Genomic DNA, 19,727 nt, shown 5'->3' on the forward strand with positions numbered 1-19,727 from the left:
GTGGCTCTGAATCTCATAATCGGACAATTCATGTCGATTATGAGATTCAGAGCCTTTTTGTTGGAGACTGGTTTGAAGGCCGTTGCCTTTTTCGGTTCGATGGGCTTAATTTTTGAGAAAACTGTTTCGGAAAGGAGGTAGTTGTTAAAAAACTGTCGCACACTAAGCAGCGATGGAAATTTAAACAGACAACGTAATGGAAAAACGCAAAATTGGTCACTCAGAACTGTCGGTAGCCCCGCTATCGTTCGGCGGCAACGTGTTTGGGTGGACGGCTGATGAGTCTACCTCTTTTCAATTGCTGGATGCCTTTGTGGCCGCTGGCTTCAACCTAATCGATACCGCTGATGTGTACTCGCGCTGGGTGCCGGGCAACAATGGTGGTGAATCAGAAACGATCATTGGTAAATGGCTAAAACAGAGCGGCAAACGCGATCAGGTCGTTATTGCTACTAAACTCGGTGCCGAGATGGCTCCCGACAAAAAAGGATTGTCGAAGGAGTATGTCAAACAGGCGGTGGAAGACTCACTACGACGGCTGCAAACCGACTACATTGACCTGTACCAGACGCACTACGACGACCTGAACACGCCGGTTCAGGAAACGCTGGAAGCACTCGACAAACTGATCAACGAAGGTAAAGTGCGGGTGATCGGCGCGTCGAACTTTACACCCGAACGGTTAACGGAATCACTGGAAGTAAGCGAAAAATTGGGGTATGCTGCTTACCAGAGTCTGCAACCCGAATACAATTTGTACGACCGGCAAAATTACGAAACGCAGTACGAGCCTATTGTGCAACAATACGGCCTGAGCGTTATTAGTTATTATTCGCTGGCCAGCGGTTTCCTGACCGGCAAATATCGTTCGGAAGCCGATTTATCGAAAAGTCCGCGCGGGCAGGGCGTTAAAAAATACCTCGACGACCGTGGTCAATCCATCCTGAAAGCACTCGATGAGGTTGCGGAACAGTACAACGCCACGCCCGCCCAGGTGTCACTGGCCTGGCTAATGGCTCGTCCGGGGATCGCGGCTCCCATTGCCAGCGCCACCAGCGTTGATCAGTTGCACGAAATCGCCAAAGCCGCCGAGTTGAAGCTGGACGAAGCCGCAATAGATAAATTGACGACTGCCAGCGCGTGGTAGCTGTTTTTTTGACAGGATTTACGAGATCGGTTTGTAAACTTGACATCTCGTAAGTCCTGTCTTTAAAACAAAGTACCTATGAACCCACCAACATCATCCAAACTGATGTTGCATCAGGTGGTTACGCTGGTCATGTCGGTGTATGTCGTCCTGACATTACTCGTCAGGGAACTTGTGCCCATGCACAAAGAAACCCGGCAACTGCTCGATCAGATCGATACGGGCGTCTGCATTTATTTTTTGTTTGACTTCTTTGTCCGACTGTACCAGGCTCCCGACAAGCGAAAATTTCTGCGTTGGGGTTGGATCGATCTGCTGGCGAGTATTCCGACGCTTGACTGGCTGCGGTTAGGTCAGCTCGTGCGCGTTATCCGCATTTTACGCATGGTTCGTGCGTTTCGTTCCCTGCGCGAATTTCTGACCTACCTTTTCCGCAACCGTGCCAACGGTACCCTGTCGGTAGTCCTGCTCAGTTCCGTACTACTGATGATCTTTGGGGCTATATCCATTTTGTACGCCGAGCGGGTGCCGGAAGCTAACATAAAAACTCCGTCCGACGCCTTGTGGTGGGCTTTTGTTACCATCACGACCGTTGGCTACGGCGACCGCTTTCCAGTGACGACCTTAGGCCGATTCATTGCCGCCGTGCTCATGATTGCGGGGGTAGGCTTGTTTGGTACGTTCACCGGTTACGTAGCCAATTTCTTCGTTGAAGAGGAACAGGATAAAGACAAGGACGATCTACACGCACTTGTTGACGAAATTCGCCAGCTCCGCCAGAAAATAGAAGCATTGGAAAAACGCCTGGATTCGTAACGGATAAAGACTGCATTGCCAAGCGCCAAACGCTATCGATCTTCTTTCGACAGACTAGTGGGCAGATCGTACAGTAGCCACGTCTTGTTTTCAATAGCCGCTGACTTCTGCCGGATTAGATTAATAAAATCAGTGATACCCAACGGCTCATTTCCGTTGGCGTGAATAAGTACCAGACTGCCTTGCTTGGGCTGTTGATTTTTAGCCAGCCAGGCATCGCTACCGATGGGTAACAAACCAAAAGCCAGAATTTTATCGAATACGGCTTTATCGGAAACGAGTCCCGGAAATCGGAAAAAAATGGATGGAACCAGCCCGTTTTGAAGCATTGCCTGTTCGTTGAGCAGCACTTCATCATCGATGTTTGTATTGGCTTCCAATAGGAAATTTACCGGAAGCGGCAGACGCGGATTGAAGCGATGGTGGTACGAATGGTTGACCCACGTTATGACGAGTTCACCCCGGCTGACCAGATCTTTCAGATAAGCCAGATCGTCCTGATGCTTTTCCATCCAAAGTCCGGTAATCGTTATGGTGATCGGTATCGGCTTTTCTTCGGGCTCGAAGGCGCGGATCAACTGTTCAAATACCGAACGCGTTAAGGGTTTTGTTGATGGGCAAAGATCAATGGTCAGGCTGAAACCGCGCTCGGTTGTATCGGTTCGTTCCAGACCCGCATCCTGCAAATGCTGATCGCGCTGTTGCTCAGCCTGCAAAGCCCGGACGTAAGGTGCCTTCTGAAATGTCTGAGTTAGTTGCGACCAGGGCAACGTCTGAATATCATTAGCCGATAAACTGGAGACACTGGTTTTGAGCGTTTCGGGATTGACCAGGAGGTAGCGCGTTTGCCGGTTTTGCTGCCATTGGCGCAGTACTAGCTGCTGGGGTTGGGCACGGGTTTTCCCGAAATAGACACGATACTTGGTAATCTGGCCAAAAGCCGTAAAACTAATGAGCACGAATAAGCAACTGACACGCAGAAAACGGGACACTGGACGAATAATGGGGTTAGTGGTGTACAACGGACAAGCTCAAAGGTAATGCACCGTGCTGTTGGTGCCGTGCGTTGTGAGATTGATTTCCCGGATACCAATGCAATAATTGTCGACAACCATGTCAGGGGTATCCTGCTTCAGTTGGACGAATGTCGAAGGAGTTAGTAACGCTATCAGGTTTCCTCGCTGAACCACTTTTTCGGCGTGATAATGACCGCAAACCACCGTGATATGGCAGGGCGAACTCTTCATCAGTTGCAGAAAATCGTCGCTTTGCCGAAACGGGTAATGGCTGTCCATGTAGATCGCATCAGCTGGTAGGGGCGGGTGATGCATGAAAACAAGCAGGTTGTTGTGGCGCAAAGCGGCCACGTAGTCCTTTAGCCACGTCCACTGCTTGGGTGATAATTCCCCTTTGGCCGTATCCAGAAATAGGGTGGGCCGACCTTCGAGGGGTAAAGCGTAGTAAAACTCGTTGTCTTGCAAATGCTGCTTTCGCCCGAACACATCAGCCAATATTGCCGGGTCGTCGTGGTTACCGGCAATGAGGTAGTAAGGATAAGGAAGTTTGTCCAGTTCCTGCTTGATCCATGCGTAAATGGCATGGTCGCCAACCGCATTGGCGAGGTCACCACCGATGACCAGGCAATTTGGATTTATGGTAGGGAGAAAAGCGAGCGCCTTCAAAAAGTTTTGCCGCACATCGACGCCCATCGGGTTCTGGTCTGGCGTATCGATGTGTAAATCCGTGATGAAGGCGATTCGCATGAAAATTGGGATCAGATTGTTTTGGCTTCGTTCCAGTACACGTCCATTTCAGCCAGCGTCATCTCCTGCAAAGATTTACCGTTAGCACGCGCTTGCTGTTCTAGATACGTAAAGCGTTTGATAAACTTTTTGTTTGTGCGTTCGAGCGCTGTTTCGGGGTTAATATCAATAAAGCGGGCATAATTGACCAGTGAAAACAGCAGATCGCCAAATTCGCCTTCGGCGCGGCTGGAATCAATGGCTTCGTTCGTATCGGTATTGAACTCGTCTTTGAACTCCTTCATTTCCTCTTCCACTTTCTCCCAAACCTGTTGTTTCTCTTCCCAGTCGAAACCCGCTCCCCGTGCTTTTTCCTGAATGCGCATCGCTTTCACCAGCGCAGGCAGCGAACCCGGTACGCCACCCAGCACCGACTTATTTCCTTCTTTCAGTTTCAACTGTTCCCAGTTGGCTTTTACCTGATCTTCGGTTTCGGCAACCGCGTCGCCGTAAATGTGCGGGTGTCGGCTAATGAGTTTGTCGCAGATGCTATTGAATACATCGGCCATATCGAAATCGCCCGTTTCCGACGCAATTTTAGCGTAAAAAACTAAGTGCAATTGAATGTCACCCAGCTCTTTACGAATTTCGGTCTTATCTTTTTCCAGAATGGCATCCGACAGTTCGTAGGTTTCTTCGATGGTCAAGTGCCGAAGCGTATCCATCGTTTGTTTACGATCCCAGGGGCACTGGTCGCGTAGTTCATCCATGATCGTCAACAAGCGATCAAATGCCATTAGCTGCTCCTGACGGCGGGCGGGTAAATCGTGAAATTGCTTTATCTGGCTCATAGCTCAATAAGGATTAAACAGCGCCATTGGTTTACGGCTAGCAGAATTTTTGAAAAAACTTCGTTTATCGACACGATCAGTAAATCGCCGGTAGCAAGGCAGACGAACGTAACGAAGCATTAATCAACACGACTAGACTCGCGACTTCAACTCGAACGAATGAGGCTGTCCGATTTTAATGGAAAAACTGTCCGAGAACGGACGTAGCAGTAAAAATAGTTTTGCTAAGCGATTGGTAAGCAGTTGATTGATACGATGGCACGTCACTTGATGGAAGATTGTGTACGTTGTCCGACACGGTATAGCCGGGTTGACAAAAGCTTAACTTAAACCGATATATCCATGAAAAGTTGCCTGATCCGGTCTGCATGTGCGGCAGACCATTCTCCGCGAAATACCTGAATACCCATGACGTTAGCGGCAAAAACGACCTTGGCCTCATCCAGCTCCGCAGGAAGAAAAAAGCCTTCCTGGTGCGTGGTAAAATGACGAAGTAACTGCCGTCGGGCGATGCCATTGATGCAGCCTGTTTTAAGCGAAGGCGTAAACAGCGTTTCGTTTTTAAACCAGAACAGGTTCGAAGCGACGCATTCCGCCAGATAGCCTTCGGTACTCAAGAGGATTACGTCGTTTAGTTCACGTTCCTGCTTGTGTAAGCCAGCCAACACATACGGTAACGAATTGAGCGTTTTACACGCTGAAAAAGGCGATTCCGACAACCGAACCAGGTCATAAACGGCTATTTTTGACTGTTGGGTGATAGCGAAGGACAAGCCGGGACGGGCACTAATCAAATAATTGATTTCCTGGCTGGAAGGCGTGTAGAGTCCGCCGGGTTTTCGCCAGATTTGAAGTTTGATCCGTGCGGGTTGGTCAAGAAGTTTGTTGGCCGAGAGCAGTTGAAAAACAAGCTGCTGGATCGTTGATGACGTAAGCTGTGTGGGAGCCCGTAAACGCAAAGCCGCCATTCCCGCCGTGAGCCGGTCCATGTGATCAGGCCAGAACCAAAGGTGGTTATTTTCGTAGCGAATGGTTTCAAAAATACCGTCGCCGTATTGAAAAGCCCGGTCGTTGATCGGCAACCGAAACTCGTCTTCAGTAATTACATCCGAATTATAAATCAGAAACATGCTTAGTTTGCGCCGTTTATCCCAAAAATATAGTAGCCTCGAAAGTAAGTTTGTATCATTGAACCATCAAAATCCAACGAACATGCAAATGGCGTGGAAACAAGTCGGGGCCCTGGCTGCTCTGCTATTAACAGCAAATTTATCAGCAACCTATGCACAAAATGCTACTACGAACGCGGCTGTTGCTTCGGCTACACCGGCACGACTGAATTTACAGCAGTGCATTGACATCGCGCAGCAAAACAACATTACTGTTCGGCAGGGGAAATTGACCGTGGCCAACAGCGATTTGCAACTGCGCCAGTCGCGGCTTAATCTACTACCGACAACCAGTTTCCAGACCAACCAGTCTATCAACGGGGGACGTAGTATCAACCCGCAAAACAACCAGTTCGTCCAGCAAACGATCCAGTCCAGCAACTATCAACTGAACGCGTCATATACCCTGTACAACGGTCTGGTACTGCGCAATACGATCAAACAAAATGACCTGGCTCTGCAAGCCAGTCAGCAGGAGCTGACCGCGACGCAAAATAACGTGTCGTTAACGGTAGCGCAAAATTACCTGAACGTGCTGACCGGTGCTGAACAACTGGCAGTAGCCCAGCGTCAGGCCGACGTTACCCGCGCCCAGCTCGAACGGACCGAGCGGCTGGTCAATGCTGGATCGGCTCCAGAAGCGAACCTGTTTGAACTTCGGGCGACGCTAGCAGGTAACGAAGTCGATATTATTACTGCTCAAAATACGCTCGATCTGGCCAAAGTGGCGTTGCTTCAAGCAATGAATGTGCCCATTAATCAGTCGTTTGAGGTAGAAGCGGTGAACGTACCCGATCCGGGTCTGGACCCGTACACGGCAACGGTTCAACAGCTTTTCGACATCGCTGCGACAAACCTACCCGAAGTAAAAGGCGCTGATCTGCGGGTTAAAAGTGCAGAATTGGGCGTTCAGGTGGCAAAAGGAGGTCTGTACCCCATCTTATCATTGAACGGAAACCTAAGTACGCTGTATTCCAGTGCTGCTAGTTCCCGTATCGCAAATGGTCAGTTTTCTCAGCAAACCATTGGGTTCTACACCGATCCAAACGGTAATCAGCTACCCGTATACTCAAACATCGAGGGGACCGACGCAAGAGGAATTACGTACGGCAGTCAGCTGGAAAACAACTTCAACCAGTCGGCTTCGTTGTTCCTGCGGGTACCCATTTTTCAGGGTAACTTATCGCGAAATCGGGTAACGACGGCAAAAATTCAACAGCAAAACGCGGAACTTACGGCTCAAAATACACGCCTTGTGCTGCGGCAGCAGATTGAAACGGCTTACACAAGCATGCGGGCAGGAGCCAATAAGTACCGGGCAACGCAGGTACAGGTAGCATCACTTGAGAAAGCGTTTCAAGTTGCTGAAAGCCGACTGAATGCCGGGGCAATCAACGCGACGGATTACAGCATCGCCAAAACAAACCTTGATCGGGCACGGGCCAGTTTGATTCAGGCCAAGTACGATTACGTCTTCCGAACCAAAATCTTAGATTATTACCAAAATAAACCACTTGCTTTCAATTAGTGACTGGGTGAATAGATGAATGAGCGGACTAGCGTTCCCGAGAGTGATTTCTCGTCAAACTATTCATAAATTCGCTCATTCACAGTTCAACCATTATGAAGAAGAAATCGAATCGAGTTTGGTGGATTATAGCTGGACTACTTGTTGTGCTTGTCGGCGGTTTAGTAGCTGCCAAGCAAGCCGGACTAATTGGAAAGCCGAAATCCACCGAAGTAGACTTTGCCACCGTAAAACGAACCAACATTACCGAACGAGTTAGCGCATCAGGACGCGTTCAGCCGCAGGTAGAAGTAAAAATTAGTCCTGACGTTTCGGGCGAAATCATTGGTCTATACGTCAACGAAGGCGATCCGGTGAAGGCCGGTCAGCTTTTATGCCGGATTCGCCCCGACAACTACGAGTCGCTGCTGGCGCGCGCTAAAGCAACGGTCAACCAGAGCCGGGCGCAGCTGGAACAGTCGAAAGCATCCGTCGCGCAGTCGAGTGCTCGCCTGATTCGGGCCAAAGCTGATTACGATCGAAACAAAAAGCTTTTTGCCGATAAAGTCGTTTCGTCGGCTGATCTGGAAACAAGTGAGGCTAACTACAACGTCGCCAAGCAGGAAGTTGAAGCGGCTAATGCCACCGTTCGGGCGTCGCAGTTTAACATCCAGAGCGCTGAAGCCAGCCTTCGTGATGCCAACGAGAACCTGCGCAAAACCACGATTTATTCCCCCGTTACCGGTACGGTTTCTAAGCTTAACATCGAGTTGGGTGAACGCGTCGTCGGTACGTCGCAGATGGCTGGAACCGAAATCATGCGGATTGCCAATCTCCAGAATATGGAAGTGCGCATCAATGTCAACGAAAATGACATTGTTCGGGTAAACATGGGCGATACCGCTGATATCGAAGTCGATTCGTACACGATGGCGGGACGGAAATTTAAAGGAATCGTTTACGAAATTGCCAATACCGCCAACGGGCTAACCAATTCGGCGGCTACTGCGGTTTCGGCAGATGCGGTGACAGAATTTGAGGTGAAAGTGAAAATTCTCAATAACTCGTACGCTGATTTATTGAGTCAGAAAGATAAAAAAGGCTATCCGTTCAAGCCGGGGATGACCGCTTCGGTCGAGATCATTACCGACCGTAAGAATGGCGTACTGGCGGTGCCGATTGCCGCTGTCACTACGCGTGGAGCCGATATAGACGCTACCGGCCAGACAGAAAAGCCGAATGACGAAGAGAAGGACGAGCAACGACCTGCCGCACAGACCGAGAAAAAAGACATGCCCAAAGAGATTGTCTTTGTCAACGTAGGCGGCAAAGCCGTACAGCGCGAGGTAAAAACGGGGATTAGCGACTTCGAAAATATTGAAATTGTGTCGGGGCTCAAACCGGGTGAACAGATCGTATCGGGGCCGTTCGTGGCCGTGTCGAAGCGGCTCAAAGACGGCGAACTGATCGTCAAACGCGACCCGAATAAGAATAAAAAGAAAGAAGAGAAAGAGGAATAACAAAACGCCCGGTTAAATCGCCGGGCGTTTTTACTTTTAAGACAAACCTTGCTAAACGCATGAAACGCCACGTTATCCTTCTTGCTCTATCGCTATCCGTGTTTTTTTCCGCCAACGCCCAATACAAACCCACCTGGGAGTCGATCGACAGCCGACCCGTACCGGCCTGGTTTGAAGACGCTAAATTCGGAATCTTTATCCACTGGGGCCTTTTTTCGGTGCCTGCTTTCGCGCCGACCGCCCGCGATGGTGTGGGTGTCTACGACCGATACGCCGAATGGTACTGGCAGAAGGTCACAGACCCCAAGCAAAAAACGCATCCTCTCTTTACCAAATTTCAGGATCGGGTGTACGGTAAGGATTTCAAGTACCAGGACTTTGCCGAAGACTTCAAATGCGAGCTGTTCAATCCTGATGAGTGGGCTGATATTATGAAGCAGTCCGGAGCGAAATACGTCGTGTTGACCAGCAAGCACCACGAAGGATTTACGCTCTGGCCAAGCGCGCAGTCGTGGAACTGGAATGCCGTTGACGTTGGCCCACACCGCGATCTGGCGGGCGATCTGACCAAAGCCGTGAAGGACAAAGGCATGCGAATGGGTTTTTACTACTCGCTATACGAATGGTTCAACCCGTTGTATAAAAGTGATGTGAACGCGTATGTGGATAACCACATGATTCCGCAGATGAAGGATCTGGTAACGCGCTATAAACCTGACGTTGTCTGGACCGATGGTGAGTGGGACTATCCAAGCGAAACCTGGAAAAGCACTGAGTTTCTGGCCTGGCTCTATAACGAGTCGCCCGTAAAGAAGGATGTTGTCGTTAATGATCGTTGGGGCAAAGAAACCCGCTCCAAGCACGGTGGTATCTACACAACGGAATATGATCTGGTGCATAACGACAATTCGCTGGATACCAAATTCACGCATCCTTGGGAAGAGTGCCGGGGTATTGGTTCGTCGTTTGGCTACAACCGGGTCGAAAATCTGGAAGATTATTCGTCGTCGAAGCAACTGATTGACATTCTGGTCGATAAAGTGGCGCGGGGTGGCAACTTGCTTCTCAACATTGGGCCTACCGCCGATGGGCTGATTCCGGTCATTATGCAACAGCGTCTGCACGACATTGGTGACTGGTTAACGGTCAACGGCGAAGCGATTTATAACACCCGCGCCTGGGATAAAGCGCCGAAAGTATCGAAAGACACCAGGGTCTTCTACACGAAAAAAGGCAATGACCTTTACGCTATCTGCACCGAATGGCCTTCGCAGCCGGTTACTGTTACGGGCGCTAAGAAACTAACGCGCGTGTCGTTGTTAGGATTTAAAGGAACGGTGACAACGAAGGGAAATGCTATTGTGCCGCCGACCGTTACGCCCGCAACGATGCCCTGCCAACACGCTTGGGTGTTTAGGCTGGAAGGCGCGCTGTAAGAGGTTTTATAGCGCCATACGTATCGGAGAAAGCGGATGCAGGCCAAACGGGTAAATTTGGCCTGCATCCGCTTTCTTCCTTTATTTACTCCATGAAAGTAGTACAACCCGTTCGGCTAACGATGATAGGGGGGGGCAGTTGGGCGACTGCGCTCGTCAAAATTCTTTCCGAGAATAACGTCAACATCAAGTGGTGGCTTCGCAAAACAGCGGATGCGGAATACATTAAAAAGTTTGGTCATAACCCAAGCTACCTGAGCGATGTCCAGATCAATACCCGGAAGGTAAAAGTCTGTACAAAAATTCGGGATGCCATACGCGATAGCCAATACATTGTACTAGCGGTTCCGGCGGCTTTCGTTGGGGATGCCCTGCGAGGAATAAAGCCCGAACATTTTGCTGGCAAATGCGTGATTTCGGCCATCAAAGGCATGGTTCCCGATGCCAATCAACTGGTTACCGATTGGGTGAGCAACCAGTATAACGTTCCTCAGGAACGGATTTCGGTGATTGCGGGACCCTGCCATGCCGAAGAAGTGGCCCTCGAAAAACAGTCGTACCTGACGATTGCGTCGGCTGATCCGGTTTGTGCAGAAAACGTATCAAACCTGCTTCGTTGCCGGTTTGTGCAAACAACGCCCGTCGATGACATTTACGGCATTGAATACAGCGCCGTGATGAAAAACATCATCGCGCTGGCTTGTGGCATTACCCACGGCTTGGGGTATGGCGATAACTTTCAGGCGGTACTGGTTTCTAACGCCATGCAGGAAATCCGGCGCTTTGTGGATGCGATTCACGCCAAACACCGGGACCTGAGCGGGTCGGCTTACCTGGGCGACTTACTCGTCACGGCTTATTCACCGTTCAGTCGTAACCGAACGTTTGGCAACCTGATTGGTCGCGGGTATACGATACAATCAGCGCAGGCCGAGATGAACATGATCGCCGAAGGGTATTACGCCGTAAAAAGTATTCACGAAGTCAACCAGCGCTTCAACGTTCAAATGCCCATTGTCGAAGCGGTTTATAACATTCTCTACGAAAAAGCGGCTCCGACCACGGAAATGAATTCGCTCAAAGAATTGTTGAAATAAGGTAGATTGAAGCCTGCCTTTATGGAGAATATAAAAGATTTATTTAACGTCTTTCCTCGCGCTGGTCGAGTTGAGTGGATCGGCATCCGGCCTGAACGACGGAGTCCGGTATCGGTAGTGGAATCCGTTGACGCGTCGGAAAAGAAAGGGCTTCTTGGTGATCACTACAGCGGGCAAAGTGGCAATCGACACGTTACGCTGATTCAGGCGGAGCATTTACCCGCCGTGGCTGCCTTGACGGGGAGGGATGAGCTTGATCCGGGGCTCGTTCGGCGTAATCTTGTCGTATCGGGGTTAAATCTGCTGGCGCTCAAAGATCAGCGTATTCAGATTGGCGACACCTTGCTGCAAATAACGGGGCAGTGTCATCCGTGCTCGAAGATGGAAACCACGCTGGGACCGGGCGGCTACAATGCCATGCGGGGCCACGGTGGTATGACGGCCAAGATACTTAAAGGCGGTACCATCCGAGTTGGCGATGCCGTGGTGGTCGCTACATCAGCGCAATAACCACTGCCGGGATTATCGTTGTTTCGGCGTACTGGTCGGGTCGGGAGAAATACGGCTAGGACGGTTGAAGCCGTCGCGGTACCGGTTGCGCAGCTGCTGAATGGTGTTGATCAGGTCGTAGTCCGATGCTTTGAGCAAAAACTCATCGTCCAGATCACAGAAGTCGAGGAAGCGATCCACCGCGTCGGCTTTCAGATCCGTTGACTGTTCGACCAAAAGCCGGAACCGTTCGATAGCCAGTGCATGTCGGCGGTCCTGCTGCATGATGTAATACGCTTTCCGGTCTGATTTGGGCCGTTTGGCAAACATTTCGTAAAGTAACGTAACACCAGCCCCATCGGCTAATCGGTCGAATGCCTGATCGCCGGTTACTTTTTTCGACGCAACGGGTTCGTCCAGCACCTGCTGAATTTCCCGTTTTACTTCTTCGTAGCGTTTCCCCGTAACGGTCACCTCCGCCAGATCTACCACGCGGTAAGGTAAAGGTGGTAAGGCGTTGGCTAAAATGGTCGGATTGTCGGAGCCATCGTACCGGATGCCCGTGCGGTTGTAGAGCTGGCTGGTCAGAATAAGCGAATCGCCGGGAGAAACCGTCAGGAAAAATCGACCCGTTGTGTTCGTCCGGGCCCGTTGGCGCGTCCGTTGATTGATAACCGTAACCTTATCTACTGCCTTCTTTGATGTCTGGTCAAGTACTGTTCCAACCACATATTTACCCTGAGCCAATGCGACATCTGAATTGGCCATTGTAATCAACAGAAGCAGTAGTACGACTAGAAAATGACGCATAGGGCTTATAAAACGACCTGTGCCACTGCTTCGCGCAATGGCACAGGTTTTACACAGTCAGTACGTAAAGTTACGTTTTTTTGGTTTAGCAATGACGGGTCAACACGTTAAAAAACGTTAACCAGTTGCTGAACCCGGTCGAGTGTCATTTCCGTAAAATCACGGATAACATCATCGACAAAAGGTCGTAGTTCATCGGGTGTCTGCGTCGTAGCAACGCCAACCACCGACGCACCCGACGCTTTGCCCGCCTGAATACCCGTCATCGAATCTTCGAATACAACACTATCCGCTGGTTCTACGCCAAGTAGCTCCATCGCTTTCTGGTAGATTTCCGGATCAGGTTTCGGATGGCGAACCATACTTTCGTTCAACAACGTGTCGAAATAAGGTCGTAGGGCCAGCGCATCAACGATAAAATCCAGATTTTCTACCGGGGCTGATGTAGCCACAGCCGTGCGAATACCAGCCGCTTTCAACGCTTTCAAAAACTCGATCAGGCCAGGAACAGGCGTAATCGATGCCTGGTAAAGCTCCCGAAAGAGCGCTTCTTTCTCGTGGGCCAGCCGTATGGATTCTTCTGCACTAAGCGTCTGGCCCGCAAACAGGTGCGCTACAATATCGTTGTTGTGCTTTCCTGAAACGTACTGGACAAAGTCCTCGTCACTCAAGGTTTTGCCATAGCGCTGATAATACTCACGCCAGGCCAGGCGGTGATGTGGGTTAGTATCCACAATAACGCCATCCATGTCAAAAATTACTGCTTTCATAGTGTATGGTTAAGCAAAACCGTCGGGACATAAACCCTGAGTTATATCCAGTGCTTCGGGTTGCTATGTAAGACGATTAAAACAAATTGACAATTCGGGAAAGGCCCGCCGAAATAAGGAGCATGACGGCGACAAAACCCAAGCCGTAATATAACCCAAATCCTTCTGCAACGAAGCCGATGGTAGGCGGACCGGCTAAAAAGCCAATAAAGCTAAACGTTGCAAACGTGGCCAAACCGGCAGCGGGTGGGATTCCCGGTACGCGCATCGAAGCGGCATACAAGATTGGAGCACCAAGCGAACAACCGGCTCCCAAAATGGCAAAGCCAAGTAAAGCCGTTGATGGGAAAGGCAACGCAATCGCGACAAACAAGCCCAGAGCGGCTAGTACTCCGCCGATCTGCAACCAGCGTTTAGGGCCAATTTTAGGAATGATCGCATCACCCAGAAACCGGAAGCTCGTCATCATTAGTGAAAAACAGCCGAAGCCCAGCGCAGCAATCTGACTCGTAGCGCCGAGTGTTTCGCGCAGGTAAACCGCACTCCAGTCAAACGCAGCGCCTTCGCCCATAGCCAGAGCCAGACCGATCAGGATCATCAACAGCAAATCCAGATTTGGCTTAACGAACGATGAGCCCGCTTTCTCGCCGGTTTCCGTGCGGCTGCTCGACGGAATTTGAGCCAGCAAAGGCTGTAGACCGAATGTTAATAACAAGATCAGGGCCGACATGACCATAACGTGTATCGACGGCGAAATATGCATGGCAATAATCGCTCCGGCAATACCAGAACTAAGCAGACCACCCAGACTCCACATCCCGTGGCACGACGACATGATAACAATGCCCTGCGACCGTTCGAGGTTCGTAGCACTGGTATTCATCGCCACGTTGATCAGCGCTGCATTAAGACCCATCAGAAACAGCCCAATGGCCAGTAGCGTCGGATTGGGTGCGTGAACAGGAATCAGGACGGATAAAGCCAAACCAATGGCCGACCAGAAGCACGCCTTTGCTTCGCCCAGTTTAGAAATAACCCATCCCGACAACGGATTCATAATGAGCAGACCCAGTGGCATCGCAAACAGCATCAGTCCTAGTTCGGCCTCGGACAGATTCAGTTTTTGCTTGACGTAGGGAATATGAGCCACCCAGCTACCAAACAGGGCGCTATCGGAAGCGAAAACTAACCCGACGGCTAGTGCGTGCCGATTCAGAAAAAACGTCCGCAGATTGCGGACGAACGGATTTCGATGTTGTTTGTCGACCGAAACGATTGTATTCATAATGCAAAAATAGCCAACGTCTGTTGGCTATTTTGTTGATCTATTACCCGCAACTGATAGTCCATTGACTAGTTCAGCTCCGAATAACTTAATTCATTGTTAACCCGGTATTATTTTTAAGGTGGCCGACCATCGCCTTACGCAGCTTTTCAACCTTGGGTAACGAAACGCGCTGAATGTAGGGCTGATCGGGGTGAAGCGCAAAATAATTCTGGTGATAGTTTTCGGCGGGGTAGAAAACCTTGAAGGGTTCAACCTCCGTCACCACTTTTCCGCTGTAATGTTTGGATTCGTTAACCCGCTTGATAGCCGCGTCGATCTCTGTTTTTTCGGCGGGGGTGCGGTAAAAAACCATCGAACGATAATCGCGTCCTACGTCAGGGCCTTGCCGATTTAATGTCGTTGGATCGTGTCCCGCAAAGAAAGCATCCAGTAATTGCGGATAGGTGATTACTTTAGGATCGTAATAAACCTGTACAGACTCGGCATGGCCCGTCTGGTCGGTGCCGACTTGTTCGTAGGTCGGATTTTTAACCGTACCACCTGCGTAGCCTGAAACAACGTCATGAACACCTTTAAGCTGATTCATGCCTTCTTCCAACGCCCAGAAGCAGCCGCCGGCAAACGTGGCAACGGCTTCACCCGCTTTAGGAGCAGGCAGCTTGGCGGGTGCGTAATCTTTGGACTGGCCTTGCGCGCAACCTGCCAGGAGGAGTATATTCAGCGCCAATAAATGAATTCGTTTCATGCTGTTTACTGTTAGCACTCTGTTGTTTTATAAACGTTTAAAACGCTCGTGCGGTTTCTTTTGACCACCCCTTAACCAACAATTTTCGGCGGAAGAGCCATGAAGTTACAGTTCGAAAAAATAGAACCCGAAACCGGCAGTTCGTTCCGGGTGGTACATCATACTGAACCCGAAACGTGCCGGGTGTACTGGCATTATCATCCCGAATATGAGATTGTCTTTATCCCATTCGGTGATGGACAACGACGTGTCGGCACAAATCTGTCGCGCTACGAAGGAGGGGAGTTGGTTTTTATTGGCCCCAATCTACCTCACCTGAATTTCAGCTCGGGGAAAAAAGGGCAATTCGAGGAAATTGTCGTGCAGTTGCGCGATGACTTTCTGGGAGAAGCATTCCTGCAAAAGCCGGAACTGGCGAGTGTTCAGCGGTTGTTCGAGCGGGCCCATCGAGGATTGACGTTTGGTGAGGATACCAAACAAAAAGTTGGGCCGTGGCTGGCTCAATTGCCCGATCTGTTGCCTTTTGAGCGGTTGTTGATGCTGCTTCGAGTATTGCAGCAGTTAGCGGATGCGCCGGACGTGAAACCACTCCATGCCGATGGCGTCCAGTTTGACCTCAACCCCAAAGAGCAGGAGCGGATCAACCGGGTGTGTCGGTACGTTGAACAGCACTATGCGCGTGCCGTGGATGTTCGGGAAGTAGCTGATCTGGCCAGCCTGACTGTACCCGCCTTTTGCCGTTATTTCAAGCGCATGACCAATCTGACGTTTACCGATTTTTTGAACGAATACCGGGTTAATCAAGCTCAGCGGATGCTGCAATCGTCGCGGACCGTCGCCGACGTAGGGTTTGCCGTTGGCTTCAATAACCTTTCTCATTTCAACAAAACGTTCCGGGCGGTTACGGGACAGACGCCGAGCGCTTACCGAAAAGCGTTGGCCGGATAAGCAGCCGAATCAGGCCGTTATTGCATTCGAAAGAACGCTCAACTCATTATCTATGCAACGAATCATCACTGGCTTGCTTTTCCTTTCTGTCGTCGGTGCTTTTGTCGCGCCGGAACCTACGCCACAGTTCAAACGCTATTTTGTTGCTGCCGAAAGCTACGAATCCGTTGGGGTGTTCGACGTTGACAAAAACGACACGCTCGACCTCGTTTCGGGCGATTTCTGGTACGAAGGTCCTTCGTTTCGTCGTCGGCATCTGATTGGCAACGAAGCGCGCAAAGAAGAATATTACGACGATTTTTCAACCATTCCGCTCGACGTTAACGGTGATGGAAACCTGGATTTTGTAACGGGCGGCTGGTGGGGCGGCATACTGCGCTGGGTCGAAAACCCCGGTCCGGCTAAAAGCAAGAAAAATGAACCCTGGCCCGTTCACGAAATCGGTCCGGTTGGCAATGTTGAAACGACACGCGCCTGGGACATCGATGGTGACGGCGTTGTCGAGATCGTTCCGAACAATCCGGGGCATCCGTTGAAATACATCAAATTAACGAGCCCGGGGGTATTTAAGACGGTTACGGTAGCACCGACGCAAGGTCACGGCCTCGGATTCGGCGACGTGAACGGCGACGGTCGGGGTGATTTCATCGTGAGCGACGGCTGGCTGGAAGCCCCAACGAATAGAGAGGCTGGCAACTGGTCGTTACACAAAGAGTTTTCATTCGGTTCGGCCAGCGTACCGATTGTCGTTGCGGACGTGAACGGTGATCGGCTAAACGATCTTATCGTCGGTCAGGCACACGGCTATGGCCTGCACTGGTATGAACAAATCCGTGATGGAAATGGAAAACGAGCCTGGACCAAACACCTGATCGATGACAAAAACTCGCAGTACCATTGTCTGGAATGGATGGACATCACGGGTGATGGCCGACCCGACCTGGTTACAGGCAAGCGTTTCCGGGCGCACAACGACAACGACCCCGGCACAGAAGATCCCGTTGGTCTATATTATTTTACGTGGAATGCTACCCAAAAGCGCTTTGAAAAACACGACATAGCGTACGGACCGGCGGGGGGTGGCAAAGGAACGGGCATTTATTTCGCCGTCGTCGATTTGCACAAAAAAGGCCGTAAAGACATTGTCGTGGCCGGTAAGGACGGATTAGTAGTATTTTTTAATGAGGGAGCACAAAAAAAATAATCACACTTAGTCGATCAATCTAGGAGTTTTATGTATTTTTATCATTCGTAACAGTTACAGGAACCTAGAAATCACTTTTTTATGCAGCGTGCTCAGTTAAAAGAATTCTACGGCTACGGCTTGATTTTGCTGGTGTTAGCAGCCGTTCAGATCTACTCCATTTATGTCGCTAACACGACGGATGTATCGCTTACCTGGAAGCACTACCTTGGTTTTGGCGCGACGGTTCTGGCGGGTATCTTGTGGGCATTTCGTAAGCCTCAATATCTTTTTTACGCCCTGGGCCTGACGTTTGTTTTGGGCTATGAAAATCTGCTGGGCTTCACGCCAACGCTCGATTTTACATCAACGAACTATTATTTCAACAACACAGCTCTGCCTGTATCGTATCAGGACTTCTCTATGTACATGCTGCTGATCTGGGCTTACGTAGCGAACAACCGCCTTCGTACAATGGCTCAATCGCTGTTTGTCAGAAGCAATTAGGTTGTCACTAACAAAAAGATGGGGGCCTGCTACCAGTAGCAGGCCCCCATCTTTTTTATGCTTGATACTAAGCGTTTAACGACCAACCGTTACGGTATTCGCGCTTAACAAACTGGTTCGCTTCGTCGAAGTTCGTGATCTTCATGTTTTTGCCATCCCAGGTTAGCTGTTTGCGACCGGGGTAGTTGAAGCCTTTTCCGTCCGACTTCTGCGTGCGTAGCATGTAGCTGCGGATAGCTAGGTTACCCATCAGAACGGATTCGGTCAGCGGACCAGCAAAATCGAACGACGAGGTAAGCGCTTTGTGCTCCTTACTGCCAAAGCCAGCCTTACACGCTTCAGTCCAGTAGACCTGGTGGCCGTTTTCGGGAAGCGCAACGCCGTTTGGTCCGCTTTTCGGTTTCGGTGCGGCTTCCTGCTTCTGACCATTTTTCGAGTAGAAGACCGGATCGTCGCCGTACATACCGCAGGCAATCATTCCTTTGTCGCCGATCATGAATACACCGTTTTCACCGTTCTCGGGGAAAGGCTCACCGGCGGGCATCATTTCGGGACGGAACGGACGGATACCACCATCAGACCAGGTCATCGTTACCGCCGACTTGTTTTTTGATGATGACGGAAATTTCAATTCTACCCGTGACGACGGTGGGCAACCTTCAGGGTTGTATTCGGGTGTCCAGTCTTTCAGGAATACCGCGCCAACGCTGGTTTCTACCTCGGTCGGATAGCCCAGACCAAGAACACGGAATGGAACATCCATGATGTGGCAACCGATGTCCCCCAGCGCGCCGGCACCGAAGTTCCACCAACCACGCCATTTGAAGGGGTGATATGCCGGGGTGTAGCCGACTTTCTGAGCTGGTCCGAGCCAGAGGTCCCAATCCAGATCGACGGGTGTTTCGGACGCGGGTTGCGGTACGGGAATGCCTTGTGGCCAAACCGGACGGTTTGTCCAGAGATGCACCGTATGCACCGTACCGAGCAGCCCTTTGTCAAACCATTCGACCATTTGTTTTTGCTGGGGGTTCGATGAACCCTGGTTACCCATCTGCGTCACCACTTTGTACTTACGCGCGGCTTCGGTAAGCATCCGTGCTTCGTAAATATTGTGGGTCATTGGTTTCTGAACGTACACGTGTTTGCCACGCTGCATAGCCGCCATAGCGACAACCGCGTGGGTGTGATCGGCCGTCGAAACCGTTACTGCGTCGATATTTTTACCTTCCTTATCGAGCATTTCGCGGAAATCCTTGTAGCGTTTAGCGTTCGGAAACTTCCCGAAGATTTCTTTAACGCGCGGAAGGCCCCAATCCACGTCGCATAGCGCAGACACGTTGTTGGCTCCGTTATTGAACGAGTTGTTTACATCACCAAACCCCTTGCCGCCGATACCTACCCCGGCAATATTGAGCTTATCGCTGGGAGCAATAAACCCTTTCCCGCCTAATACGTGGCGAGGAACGATCAAGAAGCTAGTTGCAGCCAAAGCACCAGCCTGAATGAATTGACGCCGTGACGTTACTCCCTTGTTGGGCGTCGGCGAATTCGAGCTGGGCGTTGAGTTATCTGGTTGATTCATAAAACGAGTGTTGAACTTATCCACTCTAGAAAAGCAGTAAGACTCGCTTATTTACCCCTTCCCTGCACGCTTTTTTGCTATAAGTTTAGGTTGGCATGAATAAACTCTAGTATGTCCAGT

At 50.5% G+C, this 19,727-nt stretch carries 19 protein-coding genes; 10 read left to right on the plus strand and 9 right to left on the minus strand.

Features of this window, described 5'->3' with window-relative positions; translation table 11 throughout:
* Positions 1-196: 196 nt before the first annotated feature.
* Both LQ777_RS05095 and LQ777_RS05100 read left to right on the plus strand, forming a co-directional pair.
* Positions 197-1,147 (plus strand): aldo/keto reductase, encoded by a 951-nt coding sequence (locus LQ777_RS05095; RefSeq protein ID WP_232561443.1) that lies wholly within the window; start codon positions 197-199, stop codon positions 1,145-1,147.
* A 78-nt stretch (positions 1,148-1,225) separates the two neighbouring features.
* Positions 1,226-1,963: a potassium channel family protein gene (locus LQ777_RS05100; protein ID WP_232561444.1), complete on the plus strand. Its 738-nt coding sequence runs from the start codon at positions 1,226-1,228 to the stop codon at positions 1,961-1,963.
* A gap of 32 nt (positions 1,964-1,995) precedes the next feature.
* On the opposite strand, the gene LQ777_RS05105 is transcribed toward LQ777_RS05100, so the two are convergent.
* From LQ777_RS05105 to LQ777_RS05120, 4 genes are all read right to left on the minus strand, one after another.
* Positions 1,996-2,955, minus strand: coding sequence for a polysaccharide deacetylase family protein (locus tag LQ777_RS05105; RefSeq protein ID WP_232561445.1), 960 nt, complete (start codon positions 2,953-2,955; stop codon positions 1,996-1,998).
* A 39-nt stretch (positions 2,956-2,994) separates the two neighbouring features.
* The gene (locus LQ777_RS05110) at positions 2,995-3,726 is read right to left on the minus strand and encodes a metallophosphoesterase family protein (protein ID WP_232561446.1); all 732 of its coding nucleotides are present in this window, start codon (positions 3,724-3,726) and stop codon (positions 2,995-2,997) included.
* Positions 3,727-3,737: 11 nt separating this feature from the next.
* On the minus strand, positions 3,738-4,556 hold the full coding sequence (gene mazG / locus LQ777_RS05115; protein ID WP_232561447.1) for a nucleoside triphosphate pyrophosphohydrolase: 819 nt from the start codon (positions 4,554-4,556) through the stop codon (positions 3,738-3,740).
* A 326-nt stretch (positions 4,557-4,882) separates the two neighbouring features.
* Positions 4,883-5,686 carry an aminotransferase class IV gene (locus LQ777_RS05120; RefSeq protein ID WP_232561448.1) on the minus strand — a complete coding sequence of 268 codons (804 nt, stop codon included), beginning with the start codon at positions 5,684-5,686 and terminating at the stop codon, positions 4,883-4,885.
* Positions 5,687-5,774: 88 nt separating this feature from the next.
* On the opposite strand from LQ777_RS05120, the gene LQ777_RS05125 reads away from it, so the two are divergent.
* From LQ777_RS05125 to LQ777_RS05145, 5 genes are all read left to right on the plus strand, one after another.
* Positions 5,775-7,253 (plus strand): TolC family protein, encoded by a 1,479-nt coding sequence (locus LQ777_RS05125; protein WP_232561449.1) that lies wholly within the window; start codon positions 5,775-5,777, stop codon positions 7,251-7,253.
* Positions 7,254-7,348: 95 nt separating this feature from the next.
* Positions 7,349-8,752 (plus strand): efflux RND transporter periplasmic adaptor subunit, encoded by a 1,404-nt coding sequence (locus tag LQ777_RS05130; RefSeq protein WP_232561450.1) that lies wholly within the window; start codon positions 7,349-7,351, stop codon positions 8,750-8,752.
* A gap of 59 nt (positions 8,753-8,811) precedes the next feature.
* The gene (locus tag LQ777_RS05135; protein WP_232561451.1) at positions 8,812-10,188 is read left to right on the plus strand and encodes an alpha-L-fucosidase; all 1,377 of its coding nucleotides are present in this window, start codon (positions 8,812-8,814) and stop codon (positions 10,186-10,188) included.
* A gap of 92 nt (positions 10,189-10,280) precedes the next feature.
* Positions 10,281-11,285 carry an NAD(P)H-dependent glycerol-3-phosphate dehydrogenase gene (locus tag LQ777_RS05140; protein ID WP_232561452.1) on the plus strand — a complete coding sequence of 335 codons (1,005 nt, stop codon included), beginning with the start codon at positions 10,281-10,283 and terminating at the stop codon, positions 11,283-11,285.
* Positions 11,286-11,306: 21 nt separating this feature from the next.
* Positions 11,307-11,795: an MOSC domain-containing protein gene (locus tag LQ777_RS05145; RefSeq protein WP_232561453.1), complete on the plus strand. Its 489-nt coding sequence runs from the start codon at positions 11,307-11,309 to the stop codon at positions 11,793-11,795.
* Positions 11,796-11,807: 12 nt separating this feature from the next.
* Here LQ777_RS05145 and LQ777_RS05150 read toward each other — a convergent pair whose 3' ends face one another.
* From LQ777_RS05150 to msrA, 4 genes are all read right to left on the minus strand, one after another.
* Positions 11,808-12,584, minus strand: a complete 777-nt coding sequence (locus tag LQ777_RS05150; protein ID WP_232561454.1) for a hypothetical protein — start codon at positions 12,582-12,584, stop codon at positions 11,808-11,810.
* Between the two features lie 107 nt (positions 12,585-12,691).
* On the minus strand, positions 12,692-13,354 hold the full coding sequence (locus LQ777_RS05155) for an HAD family hydrolase (protein WP_232561455.1): 663 nt from the start codon (positions 13,352-13,354) through the stop codon (positions 12,692-12,694).
* Between the two features lie 76 nt (positions 13,355-13,430).
* On the minus strand, positions 13,431-14,639 hold the full coding sequence (locus tag LQ777_RS05160) for an MFS transporter (protein WP_232561456.1): 1,209 nt from the start codon (positions 14,637-14,639) through the stop codon (positions 13,431-13,433).
* An 88-nt stretch (positions 14,640-14,727) separates the two neighbouring features.
* Positions 14,728-15,387, minus strand: a complete 660-nt coding sequence (msrA, locus tag LQ777_RS05165) for a peptide-methionine (S)-S-oxide reductase MsrA (RefSeq protein WP_232561457.1) — start codon at positions 15,385-15,387, stop codon at positions 14,728-14,730.
* A gap of 99 nt (positions 15,388-15,486) precedes the next feature.
* On the opposite strand from msrA, the gene LQ777_RS05170 reads away from it, so the two are divergent.
* The 3 genes from LQ777_RS05170 to LQ777_RS05180 all read left to right on the plus strand — a co-directional run bounded on the left by LQ777_RS05170 (position 15,487) and on the right by LQ777_RS05180 (position 18,025).
* Positions 15,487-16,335, plus strand: a complete 849-nt coding sequence (locus LQ777_RS05170) for an AraC family transcriptional regulator (RefSeq protein WP_232561458.1) — start codon at positions 15,487-15,489, stop codon at positions 16,333-16,335.
* Between the two features lie 52 nt (positions 16,336-16,387).
* Entirely contained in the window at positions 16,388-17,539 is a 1,152-nt protein-coding gene (locus tag LQ777_RS05175; RefSeq protein WP_232561459.1) for an FG-GAP repeat domain-containing protein, read from the plus strand.
* 81 nt (positions 17,540-17,620) lie between these two features.
* Positions 17,621-18,025: a hypothetical protein gene (locus tag LQ777_RS05180; protein WP_232561460.1), complete on the plus strand. Its 405-nt coding sequence runs from the start codon at positions 17,621-17,623 to the stop codon at positions 18,023-18,025.
* A 67-nt stretch (positions 18,026-18,092) separates the two neighbouring features.
* On the opposite strand, the gene LQ777_RS05185 is transcribed toward LQ777_RS05180, so the two are convergent.
* A complete protein-coding gene (locus tag LQ777_RS05185) occupies positions 18,093-19,607 on the minus strand; it encodes a Gfo/Idh/MocA family protein (RefSeq protein WP_232561461.1) in 1,515 nt (504 codons plus the stop codon).
* Positions 19,608-19,727 lie beyond the last annotated feature (120 nt).

This window comes from Spirosoma oryzicola (genome assembly GCF_021233055.1).
In the GTDB taxonomy this organism is placed as follows: Bacteria; Bacteroidota; Bacteroidia; order Cytophagales; family Spirosomataceae; genus Spirosoma; species Spirosoma oryzicola.

Coding starts and splice junctions, on each gene's coding strand:
- LQ777_RS05095 (WP_232561443.1), top strand. CDS start 197: ATGGAAAAACGCAAAATTGGTCACTCAGAACTGTCGGTAGCCCCGCTA.
- LQ777_RS05100 (WP_232561444.1), top strand. CDS start 1,226: ATGAACCCACCAACATCATCCAAACTGATGTTGCATCAGGTGGTTACG.
- LQ777_RS05110 (WP_232561446.1), bottom strand. CDS start 3,726: ATGCGAATCGCCTTCATCACGGATTTACACATCGATACGCCAGACCAG.
- mazG (WP_232561447.1), bottom strand. CDS start 4,556: ATGAGCCAGATAAAGCAATTTCACGATTTACCCGCCCGCCGTCAGGAG.
- LQ777_RS05120 (WP_232561448.1), bottom strand. CDS start 5,686: ATGTTTCTGATTTATAATTCGGATGTAATTACTGAAGACGAGTTTCGG.
- LQ777_RS05125 (WP_232561449.1), top strand. CDS start 5,775: ATGGCGTGGAAACAAGTCGGGGCCCTGGCTGCTCTGCTATTAACAGCA.
- LQ777_RS05130 (WP_232561450.1), top strand. CDS start 7,349: ATGAAGAAGAAATCGAATCGAGTTTGGTGGATTATAGCTGGACTACTT.
- LQ777_RS05135 (WP_232561451.1), top strand. CDS start 8,812: ATGAAACGCCACGTTATCCTTCTTGCTCTATCGCTATCCGTGTTTTTT.
- LQ777_RS05140 (WP_232561452.1), top strand. CDS start 10,281: ATGAAAGTAGTACAACCCGTTCGGCTAACGATGATAGGGGGGGGCAGT.
- LQ777_RS05145 (WP_232561453.1), top strand. CDS start 11,307: ATGGAGAATATAAAAGATTTATTTAACGTCTTTCCTCGCGCTGGTCGA.
- LQ777_RS05150 (WP_232561454.1), bottom strand. CDS start 12,584: ATGCGTCATTTTCTAGTCGTACTACTGCTTCTGTTGATTACAATGGCC.
- LQ777_RS05155 (WP_232561455.1), bottom strand. CDS start 13,354: ATGAAAGCAGTAATTTTTGACATGGATGGCGTTATTGTGGATACTAAC.
- LQ777_RS05160 (WP_232561456.1), bottom strand. CDS start 14,639: ATGAATACAATCGTTTCGGTCGACAAACAACATCGAAATCCGTTCGTC.
- msrA (WP_232561457.1), bottom strand. CDS start 15,387: ATGAAACGAATTCATTTATTGGCGCTGAATATACTCCTCCTGGCAGGT.
- LQ777_RS05170 (WP_232561458.1), top strand. CDS start 15,487: ATGAAGTTACAGTTCGAAAAAATAGAACCCGAAACCGGCAGTTCGTTC.
- LQ777_RS05175 (WP_232561459.1), top strand. CDS start 16,388: ATGCAACGAATCATCACTGGCTTGCTTTTCCTTTCTGTCGTCGGTGCT.
- LQ777_RS05180 (WP_232561460.1), top strand. CDS start 17,621: ATGCAGCGTGCTCAGTTAAAAGAATTCTACGGCTACGGCTTGATTTTG.
- LQ777_RS05185 (WP_232561461.1), bottom strand. CDS start 19,607: ATGAATCAACCAGATAACTCAACGCCCAGCTCGAATTCGCCGACGCCC.